Raw genomic sequence first — 22,939 nt, forward strand, 5'->3', positions numbered from 1 at the left:
AACCACTGCGCTGAGATGTTGACACGAACTCTGAGAAGTGGCTTTGGACTTTTTGCCCAGCCTCATTATTGAATTGAACAAGCTGAGTGAGGGGAAATTGGCTAAGAACCAACGCTTGTGGATGGAATTTTTTGCCAATCGTGAATTTAGCCAGCAACAAACAGACGCTATCAGCAGGGCCGAACACCTGCTGGATAGAAATACATGGACAGAGGAGGAAAGGAAGATGATTGATCAACTAGCCTATAGTGCCGCCAATCATTTTGGTGAATTGGAGACTTCTTTCATACTAGGTAGAAAGCGTGGTCAGGAAGAGGGGATGGCTCAAGGACTTCAAAAAGGTATTCAAAAAGGCATTCAAAAAGGTCGAGCAGAAGGTATGCTGGATGGTCAGCTCAAGGTTGCTCGTCAGATGTTGGTGAAGAATTTCACGGATGAGCTGATAAAGGAACTGACAGGACTAAGTCAGGAAGATTTGGATGGTTTGAAGACTGGAGGATTGGATGAGACAAAAGCTGATTTCTAGAATTGAATGTTGAGCATCCAAAGAGCAACTGAGTGAGACGGACGAATTAAAGAATTTTCTATGGTCATCCGTGTTGTTTCAAACGATAGGAATCAGGAATTGCGTTATTTTAGTTGCAGTTTTTGTTAGCTTGGAATGATTTAGTGCGTGACAATTCTTCATCAATGTATCACGTTGTAGCACATGGAGGTGGTGGTAAATGAGAAAAGGGAAAAAGAAGAATAATATCTTTTTCTACTTGATTTTTATAATCGGATTGGGAATTTTACTCTATCCCCATATCTCAAATTTTTACTATCGTTATGAGGCGACGCACATTGTAACGGATTTTGACCAAGCCAAGTCAGGCTTAGCCTCAGCTGAAATCAAGCAACGATTGGATTTGGCTTATGCCTTTAACGAAAGTTTACACAATGTTCTTGCGGAAGATCCCTATAGTCGTTCTCGTCACGAGGCCGGTCGAGCGGAATATGCACGGATGTTGGAAATCCATGAACGGATAGGACATGTAGAAATTCCTAAGATTGAAGTGGATATTCCCATGTATGCTGGGACTTCAGAGGAGGTCTTGCAGAAAGGGATTGGGCATTTAGAGGGGACTTCCCTACCTGTTGGCGGTCAGGATACCCATAGTGTATTGACGGCTCATTCTGGTCTTCCCAAGGCACGCTTGTTTACGGATTTGCATCGTTTAAAGCTAGGAGATGAATTTTATATTCACAATATAGGAGACGAATTGGCTTATGAAGTGGATCAAATCTTGGTGGTTGAGCCGAGTGATTTTTCTCAATTATTGGTCGTTCCAAACCAAGATTATGTAACCTTATTGACTTGTACGCCTTATATGGTGAATACACATCGACTTTTGGTGCGAGGGCACCGCATTCCTTATGTAGAGGAGGAACATCGCAAGGCGTCGAATCAGGCAGAGAAACGAATTTTGATACGCTATCTTTTATATGCTTTAGGCATGCTTGTTGCCATTGGCTTGATTTTTGTCTTGACTAAAAGGAAGAGGAGGAAGAAATGATGAAGAACCTGCTGGAATCTAATCGCTTTCTTCAAAAGAAGTTGGTCCTGCGTTTGATTTTTGTGTTGGGACTGCTCATAACGCTCTATCCTTTATGTTCTCATCTATACTATCGCTACGAGGCAGATCAGGAAGTGCAGGAGTTTTATCAACTAGCCAAAGACCTGCCGACTCAAGATGTGTTAAATCGTCTCGAATTGGCTAGGGCCTACAATAAAACTTTAAATCCAAGAAAATTGCAGGATCCCTATTCCGAGGAGGAAAAGGCTGGTCTAGCAGAGTATGCTCGGATGTTGGAGGTCAAGGAGAAAATCGGCTATGTCGAGATTCCGAAACTAAATGAAAAAATCCCTGTCTATGCAGGAACATCTGAGGAAGTCTTACAAAAGGGAGTTGGTCACTTGGAAGGTTCTTCCTTGCCTGTCGGTGGTGCCAATAGCCATACGGTCTTGACAGCTCATCGAGGTCTTCCCACGGCCTCTCTTTTTACCAATTTGGATCAACTCAAGCTAGGAGATCGCTTTTATATTCATAATATTGCTGAGATTTTGGCCTATGAAGTAGATCAGATTTTAGTTGTTGAACCTAGTGATTTTGAGCCTGTGTTGGTGGTAGAAGAAAAGGATTATGCCACTCTTTTAACCTGTACTCCTTATATGGTCAATAGCCATCGCTTGTTGGTCAGGGGGCATCGGATTCCCTATGTTCCAGAGGTGCATGAGGAAGAAGAACCAGGTTTCTTTGTCGATAGGATGCTTTTATCCTATCTGGTAGCTGCTCTTCTCCTTATTCTCTTATTGGCAGGCTACCTCCTATTCCGAAGAAGAAAAGCGACTAGGAGGAGACGGTCATGAAGTTGAAAATTGTTGGCTATCTATTGATGATAGTGGGATTATTGTTGCCCTTATTATTGTTCAGCAATATGACAGTTCATGAGGTGCGGGAATTTTTTGCTTACCAGAGTTATAAAAAGTCGGAGTCAGGATTTTCCCAGAAAGAGGAAGAGGTCATCGAACACTATCAGGAAGTAGTGCGGAGTGGTCAACTGGCAACGGTTGATCCCTTTGCTGAGACTAGGAAAGATGAGCAGTCCGTATCTGATTTTGGAGATACCATCATCGGCTATGTAAGTATTCCTAGTCTTGAAATCCGCCAACCTATTCGGGTGGGAGCCAGTGATTCCCATCTTGATCAGGGGGTAGCGGTGGTATCAGGAACGGATTTGCCTTTCGGAGGTCGGGATCGTCGTAGTGTGCTGGCTGGCCACAGAAGTTGGTATAGTGATTTGCGCTTTTTCCGATTAAATGAAATGCGTGAGGGCGATGAGATTTTTGTTGAAATTGGTGAAAAAGTAGTCATCTATCGGGTCAAAAATACAGAAATCATCAAGGCAACCGATTGGCAAAAATTGCTTCCGATTGAAAAACAAGATGTCCTGACCCTGTTGACCTGTGATCCACTGGTTCCTCCCTTTGATTATCGTCTTTTGGTCAATGCCTATCGCCATCATGATAGTAGCGAGCAGGCAGTATCAGCTTCAGAAGAAAAAAGACAGTCTAGTCAAGTAGTGCTGGAATCTTATCGCAAGAAAGGTGTAAGCTTCATCGCCTATCTGACCCTTTTTGGCTGGTTCTTGTTTGTCTATCTTGCCTACAAGTTGCTCAAGTTTGTGAGAGTGTGTCGAGTTACTAAAGTACGATAGGTATAGTGTAACAGGAATAAAAGGAAAAAGACTTAGAGAACCACCGTTTCTGATGGCTGTTCTAAGTCTTTTTGTTTGGCGGACTGTATTATTATAGCTTAATTTCCATCACAATCGGTGTATGGTCCTGACGAGCACCGGAGTCAATCATATCTGACTTGGTTACCTTATCAGCGATACGGTCGCTGACAAGCCAGTAATCAATTCTCCAGCCTGTGTTGTTGATTTTACTGGTGCGGCTACGTTGTGCCCACCAAGTATAGGCGTTGAGGACATCCCCATGTAAGTGGCGGAAGGTATCAGTGAAACCCTTGGCTAGCAAGTTTGTAAATCCTTCACGCTCCTCGTCTGTAAACCCTGGTGACTGGCGGTTGCTGGCTGGGTTGGCAAGGTCGATTTCTTTGTGAGCAACGTTGTAGTCACCTGTGGCTAAGACAGGCTTTTGGCTGTCAAGCTGTGATAGGTATTCAGCATACTGAACGTCCCAGATTTGACGGTCAGCAAGCCGTTTCAAGCCATCGCCAGCATTTGGCGTATAAACTTGTGTGACATAGAAGTCATCAAATTCTAGCGTGATGATACGCCCTTCAGAATCCATGGTTGTTGGAGCACCAATCTCAGGGAAGGTTATGGTTGGAGTTAGATGGTTTTTGTAGAGGAAGAGTGTACCAGCATAGCCTTTGCGTGCAGGCTCAACGGATGAACGCCAGGTATTGGCATATCCAGGGAAGTAGCTTTCCAAAATTTCTAGATGCTTTTTAGTCGGTCCCTTATCTGACAATTTTGTTTCCTGAATGGCGATAATATCAGCGTCTTCTGTCACAAGTGTATCGATGACTGCGCGTGATAATAGGGCGCGAGGAGACTCTGCAGTCAATGCAGCGTTAAGAGAATCAATGTTCCAAGAAATGAGTTTCATAATTTTCCTTTTCTAGTCTGTTACTGTTTTACATTATACCAAAAATCAAACTTGTAGGCGAACAAGGGAACTTGAAAAAATTTTTATAATTCTTGTATTATAACATTAAAATTGTGATACAATAGAACTAATAAATCTGTGTCAAGGAGGTTATTATGAAAAGAAAATTATTTGTTTTTGCCTGGTTAGCCCTAGTTTTGGAAATGCTAATCTACTACTGGTACCAGTTGCCTGCTTTAAATATTTTGAGTGTGGACTTCTGGATATTTTTCCTTCAATCTGTCGGATTGGTTTGGCTCATACTTTCCATGTTCAGCTCCAAAGGTGCTTTTCAAAAGGTGACCAAGATTTCCGGTCGCCAGAGACAAGTAGATACTTATCAGATTAAAACCTCACAACTACCAGCTTACTTAAAATGGTTGGGACGAATTTGGGTATTGGTTGTCCTGGGTTTGTTGGGGCTGGGGCTTATCAACTCACGTGTATTTCGTGCTAAGGATTACGCTGCTGTCATAAGCGTCAAGGATGCGGATTTTAAAGCAGATTTTCCTGAAACAGACATATCCAAATTGGCCCTCCTAGATCGCGCCTCAGCCGAAAAAATCGGTGATACTTATCTAGGTACCATTGACAAGGTCTCCCAGTTTGGCATTTCGGATGATTATCGCCAGATTACTATCGGTCAGCAGCCGTTTCGCGTATCGCCTTTGGAATATAAGAATTTTTGGAAATGGCTGAGCAACCATCAAGATGGGATTGGTTACTACGTGAAGGTTAATCAGACAACAGGGAAAGCAGAGCTTGCCAAGCTGAGCAAAGCCATGCACTATTCAGATTCCGAATTTTTGCTGAATGATACCTTACGTCATCTTCGCCTGCAATACCCGACAACTATTTTTGGGAAACCATCCTTCGAAGTGGATGACCAAGGAAATCCATGTTATATTGCAACGATTTACGAGCCAAAATTTGGACTTTCATCAAATGATCCGATTGGTGCTATTGTATTGGATGCAGTAACAGGGGAAAGTAAGAAGTATAGTCTGGAAGATATTCCAGAGTGGGTAGACCGTGTTTATTCGGCAAACAATGTTATCAGCCGTGTAGATGACCACTATACTTATCAAAATGGTTTCTGGAATACCATTTTCAGTCAAACTGGTGTGAAAAATACAACAGACAGCTATAATTATATTTCTATCGGCTCAGATATTTATCTCTACACAGGTATCACCTCAGCAACTGCTGATTCATCCAACCTTGGATTCATTCTTGTCAATATGAGAACTCGTGAAATTACCAACTACAAATTGGCTTCGGCGACTGAAACAGCAGCGCAAGAGTCCGCAGAAGGTGAAGTGCAGGAAAAAGGCTATAAAGCCACTGCTCCAAGCCTGGTTAAGTTGGCAGATACAGCCTACTATTTAGTATCCTTGAAAGATGATGCCGGCTTGGTCAAATCATACGCTCTTGTTGATGCCGAAGATTATCAACAGGTTACTGTTAACAACGATATTGCGCTCTTAATTTCTCAAGTCACAGGAACGGATGCTTCTAGCCTTTCAGGATTGACGGTGACTGAAAATGGAGAAGTTGGTGAACAGACTGAGGTTATCAGTGGAAAAGTAGAAGCTTTAGCGAGTCAAATAATTGGCGGTGCGACAATCTACTATATTGAGTCTGAGGGAAAGATTTACAAAGTCAAAGCAACGGAAGATAGTACAGACAAGTTGCCATTTATCAAAGTAGGAGATCACTTTAGCGGTCAGTTAGATAAGAAAAATTATCTTAAAAACTTTAAGGTTAATCCAGAATAATAAGAAGAAAGAGTGAGGTAGAAAAGCCTTGCTCTTTTGCTTGTCATCACCCATGCGAGATATTTCAACTTATGGTATAATGGGGCGTTATGGTTCTTTGATAGGAATCCGTAGATTATTCTGTCGAGTATCCATATTCTTATTCTGAAGGAGAATTTTGTGAATATATTTAGAAAAAAACAAGCAGTCAGTCGCCATAGTCAAATGCGTCGGCATTTAGGCTTAGTTGATTTGATATTTTTAGGTATCGGTTCGATGGTTGGAACAGGTATCTTTACGGTAACTGGTTTGGCAGCAGCCCAGTATGCAGGGCCAGCTCTGATCATCTCAATTGTTATTGCAGCAATTTCAGTTGGACTAACAGCTTTGTTTTACGCAGAATTTGCCTCGCGTATACCGACTAACGGTGGTGCCTATGGTTATCTCTACTCGGTTTTTGGTGAATTTCCTGCCTGGATTGCTGGCTGGCTGACAATCATGGAATTCTTGACTGCTGTATCGAGTGTTGCATCTGGTTGGGGAGCTTATTTGAAAGGACTGCTGGCTAATTTTGGTATCGCTATGCCGACAGCTCTGAATGGAACTTTTAACCCCACTGCAGGCACCTATGTAGACCTCTTACCAGTTCTCGTCTTGATTTTTGTGGTAGGAGTGGTCTTGCTTAATTCTAAGGCAGCTCTTCGTTTCAATTCAGCCTTGGTAGTTTTGAAATTTTCAGCGTTGGCTTTATTTATTTTAGTAGGATTATTCTTTATCAAACCAGAAAACTGGTCGAACTTCTCTCCTTTTGGTTTTGGTGCCATTTATGGTGGACAGGCAGGAATTATGGCAGGAGCGTCTCTCATGTTCTTTGCATTCCTGGGATTTGAGTCTATTTCATTAGCAATTGATGAGGTGAAAAAACCTGAGAAGAATGTACCAAAGGGAATCGTGTTGTCTTTATCCATTGTAACAATTCTTTATATTGTAGTGACATTAGTATTGACTGGTATGGTTCACTATACTAAGTTGAATGTGGCAGATGCGGTAGCCTTTGCACTTCGAGAAGTTGGATTGGATTGGGCAGCGAGTTATATTTCTATTGTTGCAATCCTAACATTGATTACAGTATGTATTTCCATGACCTACGCCTTGTCGAGAATGGTCTATTCCATCAGTCGTGATGGTTTGCTACCGAAATCATTGAGCCGATTGACACAAACAAGCAAGGTTCCTAAAAATGCGACCATTCTTGTGGGGATTTTTGCAGCCATTTGTGCAGGTATTTTCCCACTAGCAAGTATTGCTTCTTTCCTCAATATCTGTACCTTAGCTTATTTGATCATGCTGGCGTTGGGTATTATTCGTCTGCGTCAGGTTGAGGGCTTGCCAAAAGCAGGACAATTTAAAACGCCATTTGTACCGGTTTTGCCAATCCTTTCCATCATTATCTGTCTGTCCTTTATGTTCCAGTACAGTCTAGATACTTGGCTTGCCTTTGGAGTATCCTTGGTCATTGGAATTTTGATTTACTTCTGTTATGGTTATCGTCATTCGGAAGTGAAATAGGTTGCCTCCCTTCGTAATTTGAAGGGATTTTCTCTACAATTTTATATATTTGTGGTGCATTTTTAAATAAAGTAGTATAATATATGTAACAAAAGAGAAAGGAGTTTTCTTATGACTAATAGTGATATTCGTGCAAGGGCTACTCTTATTCGGGAGAATACAGAGGGAATGTTAGCCTTATTTATGGCTCCCGTCTTGATTTCATTTCTGTCAGGCATGCTTAACTATGGCTTGAAACAAATCTGGGGACGAACGGGTATCGTCTTTTGGGGAAGTACCATTGTAAAAGATGGGGTAACATGGAGTCACAATTATATATCGCTTGACCCGTCAATCATATTTGATTTTATTGCACAATGTTTGATTGTGACGGCGTGTTTTCAACTCATAAGAGTCGTAAGAAAGCAGCGAGACAAGGTCAGCTTTTCAGAGTGTTTTAGTCTACTGGATGGGAAGAATTTTTTACCTATTCTGGTCACGACCTTTTTGAAAATGCTCGTTATTTATATAGCTGGTTTCCCAGCTGTCATTGGGATGGCTTTACTTAGTATTTCATTTTTCAGTACAGTTTTCATTGTTGGGGCTCCGGTTGGCTATCAGCCTGATTTCTCAGGATTTTTTAGCTCCTCCTATTTTCAAATAGGAGTAATCTTAGTCGTGATTGGCTTGGTTTGTGGTCTATTAGTAGATTATGGTCTCAGTCAGGTTCAATTTCTTCTTTATGATCATTTGGAAAATAATATTTATTCTTCTCCGTTTAAATTATTCAAACAGAGTTGGCAATTGATGAAAGGTAATAAGTGGCGTCGATTCATGCTTGACTTGTCATTTATTGGTTGGTTCATCGGTATTTTACTGACTTTTGGTTTGTTGGCCTTGTATGTTTATCCTTATTATTGGACCTGCCAAGCCCTGTTTTATGAGGATTTGATTGCCAAAAATCCTTTGTTACTTTCGAGGGTAGATTCCATTTGGTCTTCGGAACTAGGATAAGCATAGATTTTATACAGCTACATTGAAATAAAAATACAGACAGTTTCTGCTGGATTTAGCGATCAGCAAGATTCTGTCTGTATTTTTTATCATCATTGCTAAAGTTCAAGTTGTTTTGATGGTGATGTGAAATAGAGTTCATATACCAACCAAGTGATCATACCAGCTTGGATAAGGAGGCTGATAACTGAGCCTTCCACACCAAATGCACCACCTGACAACCAGTCTGGACCAGAGGTTTCTACTGCGATAAAGGCCTGGCCAGCCTGTGTTCCGCTCACTGGAAAGGCAAAGACATTTCCTTGGAAACAATTCCAGGCAGCATGTAGACCACCTATTACCCAAAGATTACCGGTTTTTAACATGACTAAGCAGGCTAAAATGGCAAAGAGTGTTAGGTCGAGAAGGGGAATGAGGGAAATCCCGTCGTTACCAAGATGGAGAAAGGTAAAAAAGAGGGAGGAAACAAGGATACCGACAGGGATATTGTGCTTGGCAGCTAGGGATGAAAACATCCAGCCTCTAGTCAATAATTCCTCTGTTGTGCCTTGAATGGACCAAGCAAGTACAAGGATAAGAAATTCTCCTACTAAATTCGCTGAGAATTGAAAACTAGTCACTTGAATAGCCCCAAATCCCCACATAAGCAAGACACAGGTGGTTAACATAGCAGCACCTATCCCCCAACCAAGTAAGAAGTCTTTCAAAGCTCCTTTTTTTCGTATTCCAAGCCCAAGCCAAGGACTTTTTTCTACAAATCTTGCCCAGAGTATGATGGCAAGACTGATGAAGGCAAAGGCCAATAATTCAAGACTGAGTGTCACAAAGGCATTATCTATGAAAATGAAAAATAAGGGCATAAAGGCAAAGTAACCAACTGTTTCAGCTACTGCCATCAAGACCAGTGCTGTGATAGGCGATAGGATAAAATTGAGATTAAAGCGTGATTTGGCTTTCTCTGAAATGAATGCTGTTTTCATATTTTTCTCCTAGTTTGTGTTTAGTACCAGTCTATCATATTTTCCTATGGAAAACTAGACAGAATTTTGATAAGCGTGATATAATGATACAAAAGTATAAAAGGAGAATATCTATGAAACTAATGGATTGGCTAAGAGATTTTCAATTTGGAGAACACCAATTGGTAGGTCCATTTTTCTATGCAACCCCGCTCGCTTTGAAATTTGAAATTGGGCCTGCAGAGGAGGCTGAAGAGCTACCTAGAAAAGTGTATCTGGATAGGGCTTATGCGCGTGCGGTTGAGCTTTTGGAGCGTGCTAGTTCAGCATACGACTATGTGGTTCTTTCACTGCTTCGCCAGGAAGATAGGGCCATCGACACTTACCTCTGGCATTTTTCATCGAAATTTAACTTCGACAAGGTCCCTGAGCCTGAGTTGATAGAAGTGGAGGATTGGACGGGAGATGTGCTAGTCTTTGAGCGCTATCTCTTTCCGGTCGCTGACCAAGATTTGAATGCTCTGTTGAAGGAGATTATCAAAGCCGACCATGGTGGTTTTCACTACCTTTCTGCTTCTCTTATCTTTCTATCTAGCAAGGAAAAGGTTCTGTATCATTGCTATGATGATAGGGGAGTGGATGTCGCGGTGGTGGATGACGACAAGCGTCGTCAGCTTTTTACGGACTGCCATGACCTGCTTTTTGACTATGATATGGAGGAGATGGAGAGGAGGATGGATTTTAAAAACTAATATAAAAATGCCCATGATATACTACGTATACCATGGGTTTGACTTTCAGTCAAACCCTAACAACAACAGTCCTATCACAAAATAAGATTAGGAAACTGAATGGTGTGTTTAGTATAATAACGTGGGTTATTTTTTCAGCCAACACTCCTTTTGTACTAATACAAATGTGTTAGGAAAAGCTAGGAGATCTTATGGCAAAGTTTGATATTATTACAATCGAAGACAAGATTCAGCAGTTATTGGAAGTTGGCTTTGACCAAGCTTCTTTTATCTATGAATTCTTGTCTTTTTATGATATTCCAAAAGCGACAATCACTCGCATCCGTAAAGATAAAAGTGGAGAAATTAAGAACAAATTGTATTACAAGACGGTTCCTACTGATAAGTCGGTTGTGGCAGGTGTTGCTGAGATTGAAGTGGTAATTAAGGATAAAAAGTCCCAACTTAGAATAAGATATTTCATAAATTATAAAGTGTGTGAGGTTGAAAATACGTAATATGAATAGGCAGAAAAGGATAGCAAGAGGTTTTAATAGTGGGAAACTCAATATTAAATAAAGCAAAATACAGTGGGAATAATACAGATGAATGGTATACAGATTATAAAACCGTAGAAAGTGAAGTACAACATTATGAATCTCAATTCATTGGAAAAAAAGTACTTTGTAATTGTGACAACCCATATGATTCCGCTTTTGCAAAATATTTTCTGAAAAATTTCAATCGATTCAACTTAAAAAAACTGGTATGTATTTCATATGCAAACTCGGAGATTCATTCAAGTGAAGATGGCAGGGGTCTTATTCTGGAGATTGACGAAATGTCACCTGCTATCATTGATTGTTTAGATGAAAACAAGCTCTTTGACATGCTCGTAAATGATAGAAAGCTTCGAAAACTAACTGGTGACGGAGATTTTAGAAGCCCAGAATCTATAAAGTATTTAATCGATTCTGATATTGTAGTGACAAATCCACCTTTTTCTAAATTTTCAGAATTATTCTCATTGCTAACTAAGTATCATAAGAAATATCTCTTGATTAGCAACCAAAATGCAATAACATACAAAGAAATTTTTCCTTATATAAAGAAGAATGAAGCTCGTGTAGGCTACCATTTTGGAGATATGTCATTTAAGGTTCCAGATAGTACTGAACCAAGAAAAACAAGGTTTTGGGTGGACGAATTTGGTCAAAAATGGAGAAGTTTAGGAAATGCAATGTGGCTTACAAATTTAGAGGTTCCCACTAATAGCAAAAAGAAGCTTGTTTTGACTCACAAATTCATAGAAGGTAATTATCCGAAGTATGATAATTTTGATGCAATTCACGTTTACAGAGTTTCAGAAATACCAATGGATTATTATGGAATAATGGGTGTGCCACTTACATATTTGAAATACCATAATGATGAAATATTTGAAATTGTTGGAGAGGCAAATCATGGTTCTGATAATGAGTATGATCTTTTTAAACCAAAAATAAATGGTAAAGAAATGTTTAAGCGAATATTGATAAAAAGACGAGAGAGTGATAAAGAAATGGAATTTAGAATACTTGATTTATTTTGTGGTGCAGGAGGTATGTCGTATGGAATGCATAAAAATCCTCATTTTGTAACAAAAGTTGCATTAGATGTTAACGAAAAGGTCGCACAGACGTTCAGAAAAAATATCCCAGGCTCAGAATTGATTATAGGAGATATAAAGGACAAAGAGATAAAGAAAAAAATAATAGATCTTTCGAAAAAAAATAAAGTAAATATGATTATTGGTGGACCACCATGTCAAGGATTCTCGTTAAAAGGTAAGAAGTTAGGGTTAGAGGACCCTAGGAATTTTTTATTTATAGAATTTCTTCATTTAGTTAAGGTGTTGCAACCATTAGTTTTTGTAATAGAAAATGTAAAAAATTTGATGTCGACATCAAACGGTTGGTTTAAAGAACAAATTATAAATGAGATAAAGAAACTAGGTTATGAAGTTAGTGTAGGCATACTTAGAGCAAGTGATTACGGTGTTCCACAAAATAGAGAGAGGGTCATTTTCTTATGTAGTAAAAAAAATGCAATTTCGTTACCAGAGCCAACAGTCAAAAGCTTAACAACAGTTCGAGATGCTATTGAGGATTTAGCGTATTTGAATTCAAATGAGGGTGATTTTGAACAGAGTTATATCACAGAAGTAAGAACAGAATATCAAAAGCTTATGAGGAAAGATAGTGTGAAACTATATAACCATAGAGCCTCCAATCATTCTGAAATTGCAATTCATAAACTTAGCATGATTCCACCAGAAAAAGGTAAGGAATATCTTCCAAAAAAACTTTTAGGAAAACAAAAATATAAATCAACGTGGGGTAGATTGAAGTGGGATGAGCCATCCCCTACTATAGATACAAGATTTGATGCAGCATCAAATGGTACAAACAATCATCCATTTTTACATCGTTCTATTACACCGAGAGAGGCCGCACGAATTCAGTCGTTTGATGATAGATTTATTTTCTATGGTAGTAAGGTTGATATTAGAACACAAATTGGTAATGCAGTGCCACCGCTTATGGCGAAGGCTATTGCTGATCAGATTTATGAAAATTTTGTCAATAATGAGGGTGAGGTAATTGAAAATGAATAATCAAATGGCTTATTTAGTAGGTATGATATTAGGAAATGGAGAAGTACAAAGGGATACCAATTACACCACAGTTACGATAGAGATACCCCATAAAAATTTACGAGATGATGAAGGGTTAGAAGTTTCAGTATATGTAAAAAGTAGTTTAGCTGATATTAGAAGTATTATTGAGCCGCTGTTAGGACATTCACTGCCTATTTCACAAACAAAGAATGTAACAAGGGTGTCTTTTACAAAGTCTAATGAAGATTATACTATGAGAGAGATTCTCAGATTTATTGGAAATGGTGTTCACCATTCAACTATGGTAATGAATGGTGAATTATTTAATATGACTATTGATGAGAAGAAGGAATTGCTCAGAGGGGTAGCAGACGTGACTGGCTACATTAGGAAAAGTAATCTGGCTTTTGGTCAAGATGGATGTCATAGAGTGTACATTGAGATTCCAGGTAACTGGCAATTTGTTATAGATATAGCTAATATGTTGAAAACATTAGATATACCCGTTCAAACAATAGATTTTGGTCATCCTAACTTCAGAGATTCTAATTTAAAAAAATATAAGCAAGGAAAAACGAAATATTGGAAAAAGGAACACCAAGTTAAAATATGGGCAAATGAGTTTCTACCTATAGGATTTAATGTTGTTCACAAGCAAAGGGCATTAGAACGATATGCAGAAGAATTACTTGATTATTTAGATGAAAATAAAACCCATCAATTCTATTGGGAGAAAGCTGTTAGGTTAAGAAGCAAGCCGATTCACCCAATGGAAAATGATGATAGTTTACCCGAAAAAATAAGAGGAAAGCATTTTGATTCATGGACTCAATTAGCAAAAGAGTTAGGATATGGCGAATAAGGTAAGAAGTGAATTTGAGTTATACCCAGGTATGGTCAAATGGTTAGATACATACCTTAGGGAAAAGTTTAAAAACAAGAGGTGTGAAGTATTTGTATTAGATTGTCACTCCGTATATTTAGATTCAATTTTAAATAAATATGATGTAATACAATATTTTCCACAAGTTGTTGGATTGAAAATTGAAATTGATGTTTTGGGGATTGTAAGATGGAAAGATAGAGCTGAAATCTATTTTGTTGAAGCGAAAAAGGCAGCGTTAACTCTTCAAAATTTAGGACAATTATTGATATATTGTAAACTTTGTAATCCCGAAGAAGCATATTTATTATCATCTGATGGGTTAGGGAGCCTACAAAAAGTTTTAATCAATTTAAAAAGAGAAGATTTGCTTGATTATGGGAGTGGAAAACGAATAAAAAAAATTAATGTAGCCAGATGGGATATTTCGAAGGATGGAGTAGATAATCATTCTATCATACCTAAAATATAGAGTTTTGTGGTTTAAAAAGGGATTGCTTGAATTAGAAGATGGGCACACTTAATGCTGTAAAGCAGGATGCCTTCTACGATAAACGCGTTCAACTGGAGACTATTTCTCCAACCGGAAAAAAAGTTTCCGTTACTGAATGGTTTGTGGTAGAATTAGAACAAATTGAAAAAAAATAAATGAGCTTTTTAAACAACTAAATCTATGACAGATTATCAGCTAAACCAAAGGAGAAGTATATGGGTGCATTTCTATTTTTTACATTTGCGATTTGTTATCTGGTAGGCATTATCGCTATAACGATTGGTCTCAGACGTAGGAAGTAGGAGGAAAGACAAATGGAAGAACTCTTTATGAAACTCTTGATTTGGTTTTTAATCTTGCTTTGGGCCTCACCTGTAATTATTGTCGCATTGGCAGGTGGTTTTGTCATTTTAAGCCTATTGTTTGGCAGAAGGAAATAATGATATTGAAGCATTGCAAAAGAATGGAACCTATCGTAAAATGGTAGTATATTTCAGATATTCAGGAGGGGCTTGTTATGCCTTACCGTAAATTAACATCAAGCGATCGGACCTTTATCAAAGGGCAGACGGATCGCTTGATGAATCAGATGAATAGCAATGCGGAATACTTAGCGACTGTCCAGACTTATGAGGCGGCCAAGGCCCGCATGAACCAAGCCTATCTGGCAATGGAACTGGAAGACGACCCAGAGAAAAAGGTACGACTGGCAAAATTGGTTGAAACCTATGCTGCACAAGCCCAGGCTATATTGGACGAGTGGGAGGAGAAGAACAGACATGCAGAGAAAGCGGCAAGAAATATCAAGTTGATCTTGTGGCTGACCGTACTGTTCACCCTTAGCTTTGTTTTTCCAGTCAATATCATTTTAGCCATTCTTTTTGCCGTTTGGTTTTATCGGAATTACCTTCGTTCAAGTAGAATTGCCCAATTGCCTAAGTCTACTGCGAGCCAGTCAATAGTGACAGAAGAGGAAAGTTATGAAGACTGGCTGACAGAAAAGATTGTCACACTTAACAAAGACAAGTGCCAGTGGACAGAGGATGTACTTGCAAAATATGACAGTTTGGATGAAATAGCAGCAGGTATTGGTAAAATTGACGAGATAGATAAAGAAGCTGGTAAGAAAATTCTCCATCGTTATCAAGCAATCTTAGCTGATATTGAAAAATTACCAGATTCTGACCAGAAAACCTATTATTTAGATTTTCATCGAGAAATGATAGCTGATTTGGAAAATGTATTTGAACAGCTCCATATTGTATAAGAACACCGGAAACAGTTCCAAACTGGTTCCGGTTTTTCGCTCTTCGTCAATTGACAAGAACAGAACTATAATTTTATAGAGAAGATAGACATTAGCTTTCTACTCGGCTTGTATTTAGAACCGCTTTGTGATTTAGCTGAAAATATGATAAAATAGGATGTTGTCAATAACAGGGTTTCATTTGCCCTGAATTTGAAAGGAAAAAATATGACAAAAACACCGTTTTATATCACCACACCGATTTATTATCCGTCTGGCAAGCTCCATATTGGCTCGGCCTACACAACTATTGCCTGCGATGTCTTGGCTCGCTACAAGCGTCTCATGGGGCACGAGGTTTTCTACCTGACAGGGCTTGATGAGCACGGGCAGAAGATTGAGGAGAAGGCAAAAGAGGCTGGTTTGACACCTCAAGCCTATGTTGACGGCATGGCGGTTGGCGTTAAAGAGCTCTGGAACTTGCTAGACATCTCTTACGACAAGTTCATCCGCACGACCGACGATTACCACGAGGAAGTAGTGGCGGCTGTTTTTGAAAAATTGCTGGCGCAGGACGACATTTACTTGGGAGAGTATTCTGGATGGTACTCCGTATCAGACGAGGAATTTTTCACCGAGAGCCAATTAGAAGAGGTCTTCCGAGATAAAAACGGCAAGGTAACAGGCGGTATCGCTCCCAGCGGTCACGAGGTTGCCTGGGTTTCAGAAGAATCCTACTTCCTTCGCCTCAGCAAGTATCAGGATAAGTTGGTCGAGTTCTTCAATGCTCACCCGGACTTTATCCAGCCAGACGGCCGCCTCAATGAAATTATGAAAAACTTCATCGAGCCAGGCTTGGAAGATTTGGCAGTATCTCGGACATCATTTACTTGGGGCGTGCCTGTACCGTCCAATCCTAAACACGTTGTCTATGTTTGGATTGATGCCCTACTCAACTATGCGACGGCCTTGGGTTATGGTCAGGAAGAAACAGCCAACTACGACAAGTTCTGGAATGGAACAGTTTACCACATGGTTGGTAAGGACATTCTTCGTTTTCACTCTATTTATTGGCCAATCATGCTCATGATGTTGGACATGAAGTTGCCAGACCGCTTGGTTGCTCATGGTTGGTTTGTCATGAAAGATGGCAAGATGTCTAAGTCTAAGGGCAATGTGGTCTATCCAGAAATGTTGGTCGAGCGTTTCGGCTTGGATCCGCTGCGTTACTACCTCATGCGTAGTCTGCCAGTCGGCTCTGACGGGACCTTCACACCAGAAGATTATGTTGGTCGTATCAACTACGAGCTAGCCAACGACCTTGGAAACTTGCTCAACCGAACGGTTGCTATGATTAACAAGTATTTCGGCGGTCAGGTCCCAACCTTTGTTGCCAATGTGACTGATTTTGATGCGGACTTGGCGGCAGTAGTAGCTGACAACTTGGCAAGCTACCACACCTACATGGAAGCTGTGGATTATCCACGCGCTTTGGAAGCTGTTTGGAATATCATTTCCCGTACCAACAAGTACATCGACGAAACTGCACCTTGGGTCTTGGCTAAAGAAGAAGCTGACCGTGACAAGTTGGCAGCGGTGATGGCTCACCTGACAGCAGGTCTTCGTGTGGTGGCTCATTTGATTCAACCATTTATGATGACGACGTCTAATGCTATTATGGAACAGCTTGGTTTGGGTACTGCATTTGACCTTGAAAACCTTGACTTTGCAGGTCTTCCAGCTGGTTTGACAGTGGTCGCAAAAGGCACGCCTATCTTCCCACGTCTGGATATGGAAGAGGAAATCGCCTATATCCAAACCCAAATGGGTGGTAGCTCTGCCATTTCCCAAGAGGAAGAAAAAGAATGGGACCCAGCTGACGTGGAACTCAAAAACGAGAAAGCTGCGATCAAGTTCGAGGACTTTGATGCGGTTGAAATCCGCGTGGCCGAAGTCAAGGAAGTGGCCAAGGTGGAGGGATCTGACAAGCTGCTCAAGTTCCGTCTGGACGCTGGTGATGGACAAGACCGCCAAATCCTGTCTGGTATCGCCAAGTACTATCCGAATGAGCAAGAGTTGGTCGGCAAGAAAGTTCAAATCGTTGCCAACCTCAAGCCGCGTAAGATGATGGGCTTGCTCAGCCAGGGTATGATCCTCTCAGCCGAACACGACGGCAATTTGACACTCTTAACAGTCGATCCATCTGTGCCAAACGGCAGTCAGATTGGGTAAAATTGCTTAGAAAAGACACAAAAACCAGCCTAATCAGCTGGTTTTTTGAGTGCTTTCCATTCCTCTTCTAGAATGGACATAATGAGTGTATCGGTGTAGCCATCTGCTGTCTTTTGGCTGTCCCGTTTGATACCTTCCAAACGAAAGCCAGCTTTTTCATAGGCACGTTTGGCGCGTGGATTGAAGGAAAAAACTTCCAGTTCCAAGCGATGTAAGCCAACCTGCTCAAAAGCAAAGTCTCTGGTCTTTTCAACTGCCCAAGAGCCCAATCCTTGTCCCAGATAACCCTCGTCAAAGATAACGATACGGAAGTTAGCAGAGCTGTTTTCCCTATCCAGTTCATTGATAACCGATTCGCCGATGAAGGTCCCGTCAGGTGCCATCAGCATAAAATCAAACCGTTCAGAGTCGTTGACAATTCGATTGTAGTAGCTGACTACATCTTCTTTTCTATAAGTTCCCGAACTCCCCGTCAGGCGATAAATTTCAGCAGAAGGCTTGGTAAAACAGTCCTCATAATACTTCTCCGCAAAGCCCGCTTGGAAGGACTGCAAGACAAAGCCGTCCTTTTCCCATTTGGCAATTTTTTTGGTCATTTTTACTCTCCTTTCCAACATTTTACATTTTACCACAAGTTGCGAACTAATATAGAAAGGAGGTTCTATGTTAGTTGCACTTGATGAAGACCGACAAATTTTTAATCTTTTGGAAAATCCTGCGCCACAAGGTCGCTATTCCTGTCCAGGTTGTGGAGGCCTGGTCCGATACAAATCCGGAAAAGTTCTGCGTTCGCATTTTGCCCATGTCACCCTACGGGATTGCACATACTTTTCCGAGAATGAGTCAGCCCAGCATCTGTCCCTCAAGTCCAGTCTGTATAAGTGGTTACAGGGTCAGGAAGAAGTAGAGTTAGAGGCCTATCTTCCTGCAACCAAGCAGGTGGCAGATCTCTTGGTCAATCAGCAACTTGCCTTGGAAGTCCAATGTTCCAGTCTACCCATTTCACGCTTGCAGGAACGGACTATGGCCTACCAACAAGCAGGTATAGCTGTTCTGTGGCTTCTGGGAAAGGATCTCTGGCTTGGAGAACGGCTGACCAATCTCCACAAGCAATTCCTCTCTTTTAGTATGAACATGGGTTTTCACCTCTGGGAATTGGATGACGAGAAAAAAGAATTGCGTCTTCGTTACCTTATTCATGAAGACTTACGAGGTAAGGTCCACTGTCTGACCAAGGCCTTTCCCTTTGGTCAAGGGAATTTACTAGATATTTTACGGCTTCCCTTTGCCAAGCAAGCCTTGTCCTATTTTACTTGTTCGGTTGATCAGGATTTGCTGGACTATGTTGCCAAGCAACTCTATTACCGAGTTCCCAAGTGGATGAACTTGCAGGCGGAGGCCTACCAGCAAGGGAAAAACTTGCTCAGTCAGTCCTTGGATGACTTCTATCCCCAAATCCGTCTGCCCAGCTCTGCTATTGGCTTTGCCCAAATCAAACAAGACCTGACACCGATTTACCAAGCATTTGATCTGTTTTACGACAAAGCAAAAGATAAGAGAAAACAAATCTTGTATCCACCTATAATTTATAGACAACTTGTGTAAATAATGATATAATAAAAGAAAAGGTTTACAAGGAGGTCTTGTTATGAAATTTAGTCGTTTTACCTTAGTAAGTGCTTCTTTGCTACTATTGTTTAGCTTATCGGCCTGTGCTGTAAGTCATGAGGAGGGGCAAACCACCACAGCCTCCAGTCAGCAAGTGCAAACAATCAATGAGGAAGAAGCACAGAAGTTTACCTCCCAGCATAGTCAGACAGTAGCCTCTAAAGAAGTAGCAGAGGGTGGAGGGACACTCATAGTCTTTGAAGATGGTACGGAATACCTTTTCACTGATGAATATTATATGCTTTCCTATCCAAGTGGTTGTAAGGTGACCTATTTTGACGAAAGTGGTGATTATACTGTAGCGACTGACAAATACGAAGGTGAGGAGAAGGCAAGTGAGGCTACGGGACAGATTGGACAGTATTTTGTGGCTAGTGGCTACTCTATTTCTTTTGCAAATGATGGACATTTAACGGTTGACCTACAAGGAAACTTTGTTCATCAGGCTAATAATCAGGAGAAAAGAGGAAGTATCAAAGAGGCTGAAGGAAGCAGTTACGTTGACGGTTTGTTAAACAAATATGGCATCCCTAACCTTGCCTTTTATGACAGTTTTGTCAAAGAAGCAGTAGCAGATGCCAAGACCTACTTTACTGCTGATGAGTAACTTGTAAGCCCTCACTTTCCGTTGGAAAGTGGGGCATTTTTATGTTAGAATATTTTTTACGGAGGATTAATTATGTCTAAACAACGTTACGAAATTGAAGAAAAATACCAGTGGGACTTGACCACCATTTTCCCAACCGATGATGCCTGGGAGGCAGAACTTGCAGATTTACAAGCTGAAACTGAAAAAACAAAAGAATTTGCAGGTCATTTGCTGGACTCAGCTAAAAGTCTCTTAGAAATTAGCGAAACGCAGCTTGGTCTTATGCGTCGCATTGAAAAACTCTATGTCTATGCGTCTATGAAGAACGACCAAGATACTCGTGAAGGCAAATATCAGGAATTTCAAGCTAAGGCCATGGGCTTGTATGCTGCCTTTTCACAGGCTTTTGCCTTCTATGAGCCTGAATTTATGGCCATTACTGAAGAGCAGTTGGAAGCCTTTAAGGCAGAAGAGCCTACTCTTGTTCAATACAGCCACCAATTTGAAAAACTTTTAGCGGCTAAGGACCATGTCCTGTCACAAGAGGTAGAAGAAGTCCTTGCGGCGACCAGCGAGATTTTCGAATCACCTGCTGAAACCTTCTCAGTCTTGGACAATGCCAGTCTGCGTTTCCCAGAAATCGCAGATGAAGACGGTCACTTGGTGCCACTTTCACACGGAAACTACATCCACTTTATGGAGTCTAAAAACCGTGATGTCCGCCAAGAAGCCTATGAAGCTATGTACGGTACCTACGAGCAGTTCCAGCATACATACGCTAAGACCCTTCAGTCTAATGTCAAGGTCAATAACCTGAAAGCTCGTTTACGGAAGTACGATTCAGCCCGTCACGCATCACTTGCAGCTAATTTCATTCCAGAATCCGTTTACGATACATTAGTGGCGGCAGTCAACAAGCACCTTCCGCTCTTGCACCGTTATATCAATTTGCGTAAGAAACTCTTGGGTATTGAGGACTTGAAGATGTACGATATGTACACACCATTGTCAGATTTTAGTACCAAGATTTCTTATGAAGATGCTCTTAAAAAATGCCAAGAAACCTTGGAAATCTTTGGTGAGGATTATTCGGCTATCGTTAAAGAAGCTTTTGAAAATCGCTGGATTGATGTTCATGTTAATGAAGGAAAACGTTCAGGTGCATATTCAGGAGGTGCCTACGACACCAACGCCTTCATGCTTCTCAATTGGCAGGATAATTTGGATAATATGTACACCCTTATCCATGAAACAGGGCATTCTCTTCACTCTATGTTGACTCGTAAGACTCAACCCTATGTCTATGGTCATTATTCACTTTTCTTGGCAGAAATTGCTTCAACAACCAATGAAAATCTCCTAACAGAAAAACTCTTGGCAGAAGTAGAAGATGATAAGGAACGCTTTGCTATTCTTAACCATTACCTAGATGGTTTCCGTGGTACAGTCTTCCGCCAGACCCAATTTGCCGAGTTTGAGCAAGCTATCTACAAGGCAGACCAGGAAGGTCAAGTCTTGACGGCTGATTTCCTCAATGAATTGTACGGTCAGACAAACGAGAAATACTACGGACTTTCTGCCGAAGAAAATCCAGAAATCCAGTTTGAGTGGGCTCGTATTCCACATTTCTATTACAATTTCTATGTCTATCAGTATGCGACAGGTTTTGCGGCAGCATCAGCTCTAGCAAACAAGATTGTCAATGGTAGCCCAGAAGACAAAGAAAACTATCTCAACTACTTAAAGGCTGGTAGCTCAGATTACTCCCTCAATGTCATCGCTAAGGCTGGCGTAGACATGACCAAGGAAGATTACCTCAATGATGCCTTCAAGGTATTTGAGGCTCGTTTGGAAGAATTAGAAGCTCTAGTTGAGAAAGGTGTGCACCTCTAATATGATTTCCTATAAACGTTCGATTGTCATTCCCAGTGTGATTAGCCTTGTTTTAATCTTGCTGGGTCTTGGTGGTTTGACTAGACCTGAACCTTCTGTGGGAAGTGTCGTCTATTTGATATTTTTACAACCTTTGCTGGTTTATTTATATATATTGAGAAAACAAAAGGCTGTTTTTATCTTGACGAAACAGCACCTAGAATTTCAAGAACACTTTTGGAGTGAACGCCAGCGCCATTCGTTAGAAGAGATTGCGGAGATTCGATACATGGTTTCTCCTGTCTATCGTGGCTATCAGTCGAAACGTTTGCGAATCGTAGGAAATAAGGGAGCGCTACTTGCAGTCGTCAATTTGAATAAGCTTGATGGTGCAGATTTTAATGATATTTACCATTTTGTAGAGCAAGTAGCACCGCATATAAGATGGGATTTTTCAAATTCATAATGGAGGTATTATGTTAACGGAAGAACAACTACAGGACATTTTTGAACTGGCAGACCTCATGTCAAATGGTGACAGGGAGCTATTTCTTCAACTTAGGGATGTGGTTTTTGCTAGTGATCCGAATCAGATTCTAGACTCTATTGAACGCATCTTAGAACCAGATTCATTCGATGATTTCTTGGACCGTGTTGGGGAGTCTGAAAAGGAAAATCTTTGGTTAATCTTGATAAAATTACTAGAGCATTTTAATTATATTTGTGTGCGTGATTATAAGGATAATCTTGAAGAGTTTATCTACTTTTTTGACCGTCTTCATCAAGTCCGCAATGCAGGGATTTCTCTCAAATTGGATTCAGTTGGATTAAATCCAGCTGCCTCTATTTCAGAATGGGCAAGAGTTGTTGATAGCAAATATCTTGATGAAAACTTTTGTCTAGGGGCAGTAGATATGGACACGGATAGTTACTATCTCTTTTTCAGTAAGCAAGAGACTTTTGTCCGACTTCAAGAACTAGCTGGAAATTTAGGGTATCGAATTGATTACGCTAAAAATATGTAAAGAAAAGGTGGGGAAACCTACCTTTTAGCGTGTTGAGGAAGAAAATC

General features: G+C 40.6%; 24 protein-coding genes. 21 read left to right on the forward strand and 3 right to left on the reverse strand.

What is annotated here, in order from left to right; all coding sequences use genetic code 11:
- Positions 1-97: 97 nt before the first annotated feature.
- The 4 genes from F9856_RS03705 to F9856_RS03720 all read left to right on the forward strand — a co-directional run bounded on the left by F9856_RS03705 (position 98) and on the right by F9856_RS03720 (position 3,258).
- The gene (locus F9856_RS03705) at positions 98-526 is read left to right on the forward strand and encodes a hypothetical protein (protein ID WP_202105784.1); all 429 of its coding nucleotides are present in this window, start codon (positions 98-100) and stop codon (positions 524-526) included.
- 199 nt (positions 527-725) lie between these two features.
- Positions 726-1,556 (forward strand): class C sortase, encoded by an 831-nt coding sequence (locus F9856_RS03710; RefSeq protein ID WP_202105785.1) that lies wholly within the window; start codon positions 726-728, stop codon positions 1,554-1,556.
- Entirely contained in the window at positions 1,553-2,410 is an 858-nt protein-coding gene (locus tag F9856_RS03715; protein WP_044766177.1) for a class C sortase, read from the forward strand. The genes F9856_RS03710 and F9856_RS03715 overlap by 4 nt, the downstream gene beginning before the upstream one ends.
- The gene (locus F9856_RS03720) at positions 2,407-3,258 is read left to right on the forward strand and encodes a class C sortase (protein ID WP_202105786.1); all 852 of its coding nucleotides are present in this window, start codon (positions 2,407-2,409) and stop codon (positions 3,256-3,258) included. The genes F9856_RS03715 and F9856_RS03720 overlap by 4 nt, the downstream gene beginning before the upstream one ends.
- Positions 3,259-3,349: 91 nt before the next feature.
- Here F9856_RS03720 and F9856_RS03725 read toward each other — a convergent pair whose 3' ends face one another.
- A complete protein-coding gene (locus tag F9856_RS03725; RefSeq protein WP_202105787.1) occupies positions 3,350-4,177 on the reverse strand; it encodes an exodeoxyribonuclease III in 828 nt (275 codons plus the stop codon).
- 155 nt (positions 4,178-4,332) lie between these two features.
- On the opposite strand from F9856_RS03725, the gene F9856_RS03730 reads away from it, so the two are divergent.
- The 3 genes from F9856_RS03730 to F9856_RS03740 all read left to right on the forward strand — a co-directional run bounded on the left by F9856_RS03730 (position 4,333) and on the right by F9856_RS03740 (position 8,535).
- Complete coding sequence (locus tag F9856_RS03730; RefSeq protein WP_202105788.1) at positions 4,333-5,994, forward strand: hypothetical protein; 1,662 nt, start codon at positions 4,333-4,335, stop codon at positions 5,992-5,994.
- 159 nt (positions 5,995-6,153) lie between these two features.
- Positions 6,154-7,542: an amino acid permease gene (locus tag F9856_RS03735; RefSeq protein ID WP_202105789.1), complete on the forward strand. Its 1,389-nt coding sequence runs from the start codon at positions 6,154-6,156 to the stop codon at positions 7,540-7,542.
- Between the two features lie 111 nt (positions 7,543-7,653).
- Positions 7,654-8,535: a DUF975 family protein gene (locus F9856_RS03740; RefSeq protein ID WP_099810103.1), complete on the forward strand. Its 882-nt coding sequence runs from the start codon at positions 7,654-7,656 to the stop codon at positions 8,533-8,535.
- Between the two features lie 98 nt (positions 8,536-8,633).
- Here F9856_RS03740 and F9856_RS03745 read toward each other — a convergent pair whose 3' ends face one another.
- The gene (locus tag F9856_RS03745; RefSeq protein ID WP_202105790.1) at positions 8,634-9,515 is read right to left on the reverse strand and encodes a CPBP family intramembrane glutamic endopeptidase; all 882 of its coding nucleotides are present in this window, start codon (positions 9,513-9,515) and stop codon (positions 8,634-8,636) included.
- Between the two features lie 113 nt (positions 9,516-9,628).
- On the opposite strand from F9856_RS03745, the gene F9856_RS03750 reads away from it, so the two are divergent.
- The 9 genes from F9856_RS03750 to metG all read left to right on the forward strand — a co-directional run bounded on the left by F9856_RS03750 (position 9,629) and on the right by metG (position 17,738).
- Positions 9,629-10,246 (forward strand): DUF3885 domain-containing protein, encoded by a 618-nt coding sequence (locus F9856_RS03750; protein WP_202105791.1) that lies wholly within the window; start codon positions 9,629-9,631, stop codon positions 10,244-10,246.
- Positions 10,247-10,437: 191 nt separating this feature from the next.
- Positions 10,438-10,743, forward strand: a complete 306-nt coding sequence (locus F9856_RS03755) for a hypothetical protein (protein WP_202105792.1) — start codon at positions 10,438-10,440, stop codon at positions 10,741-10,743.
- Between the two features lie 38 nt (positions 10,744-10,781).
- Positions 10,782-12,881: a DNA (cytosine-5-)-methyltransferase gene (dcm, locus tag F9856_RS12360; RefSeq protein WP_172004181.1), complete on the forward strand. Its 2,100-nt coding sequence runs from the start codon at positions 10,782-10,784 to the stop codon at positions 12,879-12,881.
- Positions 12,874-13,746: a hypothetical protein gene (locus F9856_RS03765; protein WP_172004182.1), complete on the forward strand. Its 873-nt coding sequence runs from the start codon at positions 12,874-12,876 to the stop codon at positions 13,744-13,746. The genes dcm and F9856_RS03765 overlap by 8 nt, the downstream gene beginning before the upstream one ends.
- Positions 13,736-14,239 carry a hypothetical protein gene (locus F9856_RS03770; protein WP_172004183.1) on the forward strand — a complete coding sequence of 168 codons (504 nt, stop codon included), beginning with the start codon at positions 13,736-13,738 and terminating at the stop codon, positions 14,237-14,239. The genes F9856_RS03765 and F9856_RS03770 overlap by 11 nt, the downstream gene beginning before the upstream one ends.
- Before the next feature lie 38 nt (positions 14,240-14,277).
- On the forward strand, positions 14,278-14,415 hold the full coding sequence (locus F9856_RS03775) for a hypothetical protein (protein ID WP_202105793.1): 138 nt from the start codon (positions 14,278-14,280) through the stop codon (positions 14,413-14,415).
- Positions 14,416-14,574: 159 nt separating this feature from the next.
- Positions 14,575-14,700, forward strand: a complete 126-nt coding sequence (locus tag F9856_RS12280; RefSeq protein WP_256769054.1) for a hypothetical protein — start codon at positions 14,575-14,577, stop codon at positions 14,698-14,700.
- Between the two features lie 77 nt (positions 14,701-14,777).
- The gene (locus F9856_RS03780; RefSeq protein ID WP_202105794.1) at positions 14,778-15,527 is read left to right on the forward strand and encodes a hypothetical protein; all 750 of its coding nucleotides are present in this window, start codon (positions 14,778-14,780) and stop codon (positions 15,525-15,527) included.
- A gap of 207 nt (positions 15,528-15,734) precedes the next feature.
- On the forward strand, positions 15,735-17,738 hold the full coding sequence (gene metG, locus F9856_RS03785; RefSeq protein WP_202105795.1) for a methionine--tRNA ligase: 2,004 nt from the start codon (positions 15,735-15,737) through the stop codon (positions 17,736-17,738).
- A gap of 29 nt (positions 17,739-17,767) precedes the next feature.
- Here the strand turns inward: metG and F9856_RS03790 are convergent, their stop codons facing one another.
- Entirely contained in the window at positions 17,768-18,334 is a 567-nt protein-coding gene (locus tag F9856_RS03790; protein WP_024391871.1) for a GNAT family N-acetyltransferase, read from the reverse strand.
- 67 nt (positions 18,335-18,401) lie between these two features.
- Here F9856_RS03790 and F9856_RS03795 point away from each other — a divergent pair, with 67 nt between their 5' ends.
- The 5 genes from F9856_RS03795 to F9856_RS03815 all read left to right on the forward strand — a co-directional run bounded on the left by F9856_RS03795 (position 18,402) and on the right by F9856_RS03815 (position 22,892).
- The gene (locus tag F9856_RS03795; RefSeq protein WP_202105796.1) at positions 18,402-19,343 is read left to right on the forward strand and encodes a competence protein CoiA; all 942 of its coding nucleotides are present in this window, start codon (positions 18,402-18,404) and stop codon (positions 19,341-19,343) included.
- Between the two features lie 43 nt (positions 19,344-19,386).
- Positions 19,387-20,013, forward strand: a complete 627-nt coding sequence (locus F9856_RS03800) for a hypothetical protein (RefSeq protein WP_202105797.1) — start codon at positions 19,387-19,389, stop codon at positions 20,011-20,013.
- Between the two features lie 72 nt (positions 20,014-20,085).
- Entirely contained in the window at positions 20,086-21,888 is a 1,803-nt protein-coding gene (pepF, locus tag F9856_RS03805) for an oligoendopeptidase F (protein WP_202105798.1), read from the forward strand.
- A gap of 1 nt (position 21,889) precedes the next feature.
- On the forward strand, positions 21,890-22,333 hold the full coding sequence (locus tag F9856_RS03810; protein ID WP_044773717.1) for a hypothetical protein: 444 nt from the start codon (positions 21,890-21,892) through the stop codon (positions 22,331-22,333).
- A gap of 10 nt (positions 22,334-22,343) precedes the next feature.
- Positions 22,344-22,892, forward strand: a complete 549-nt coding sequence (locus tag F9856_RS03815) for a DUF6630 family protein (protein WP_202105799.1) — start codon at positions 22,344-22,346, stop codon at positions 22,890-22,892.
- Positions 22,893-22,939 lie beyond the last annotated feature (47 nt).

The sequence above is a fragment of the Streptococcus suis genome (assembly GCF_016743335.1).
Taxonomy (GTDB): Bacteria; Bacillota; Bacilli; order Lactobacillales; family Streptococcaceae; genus Streptococcus; species Streptococcus suis_Y.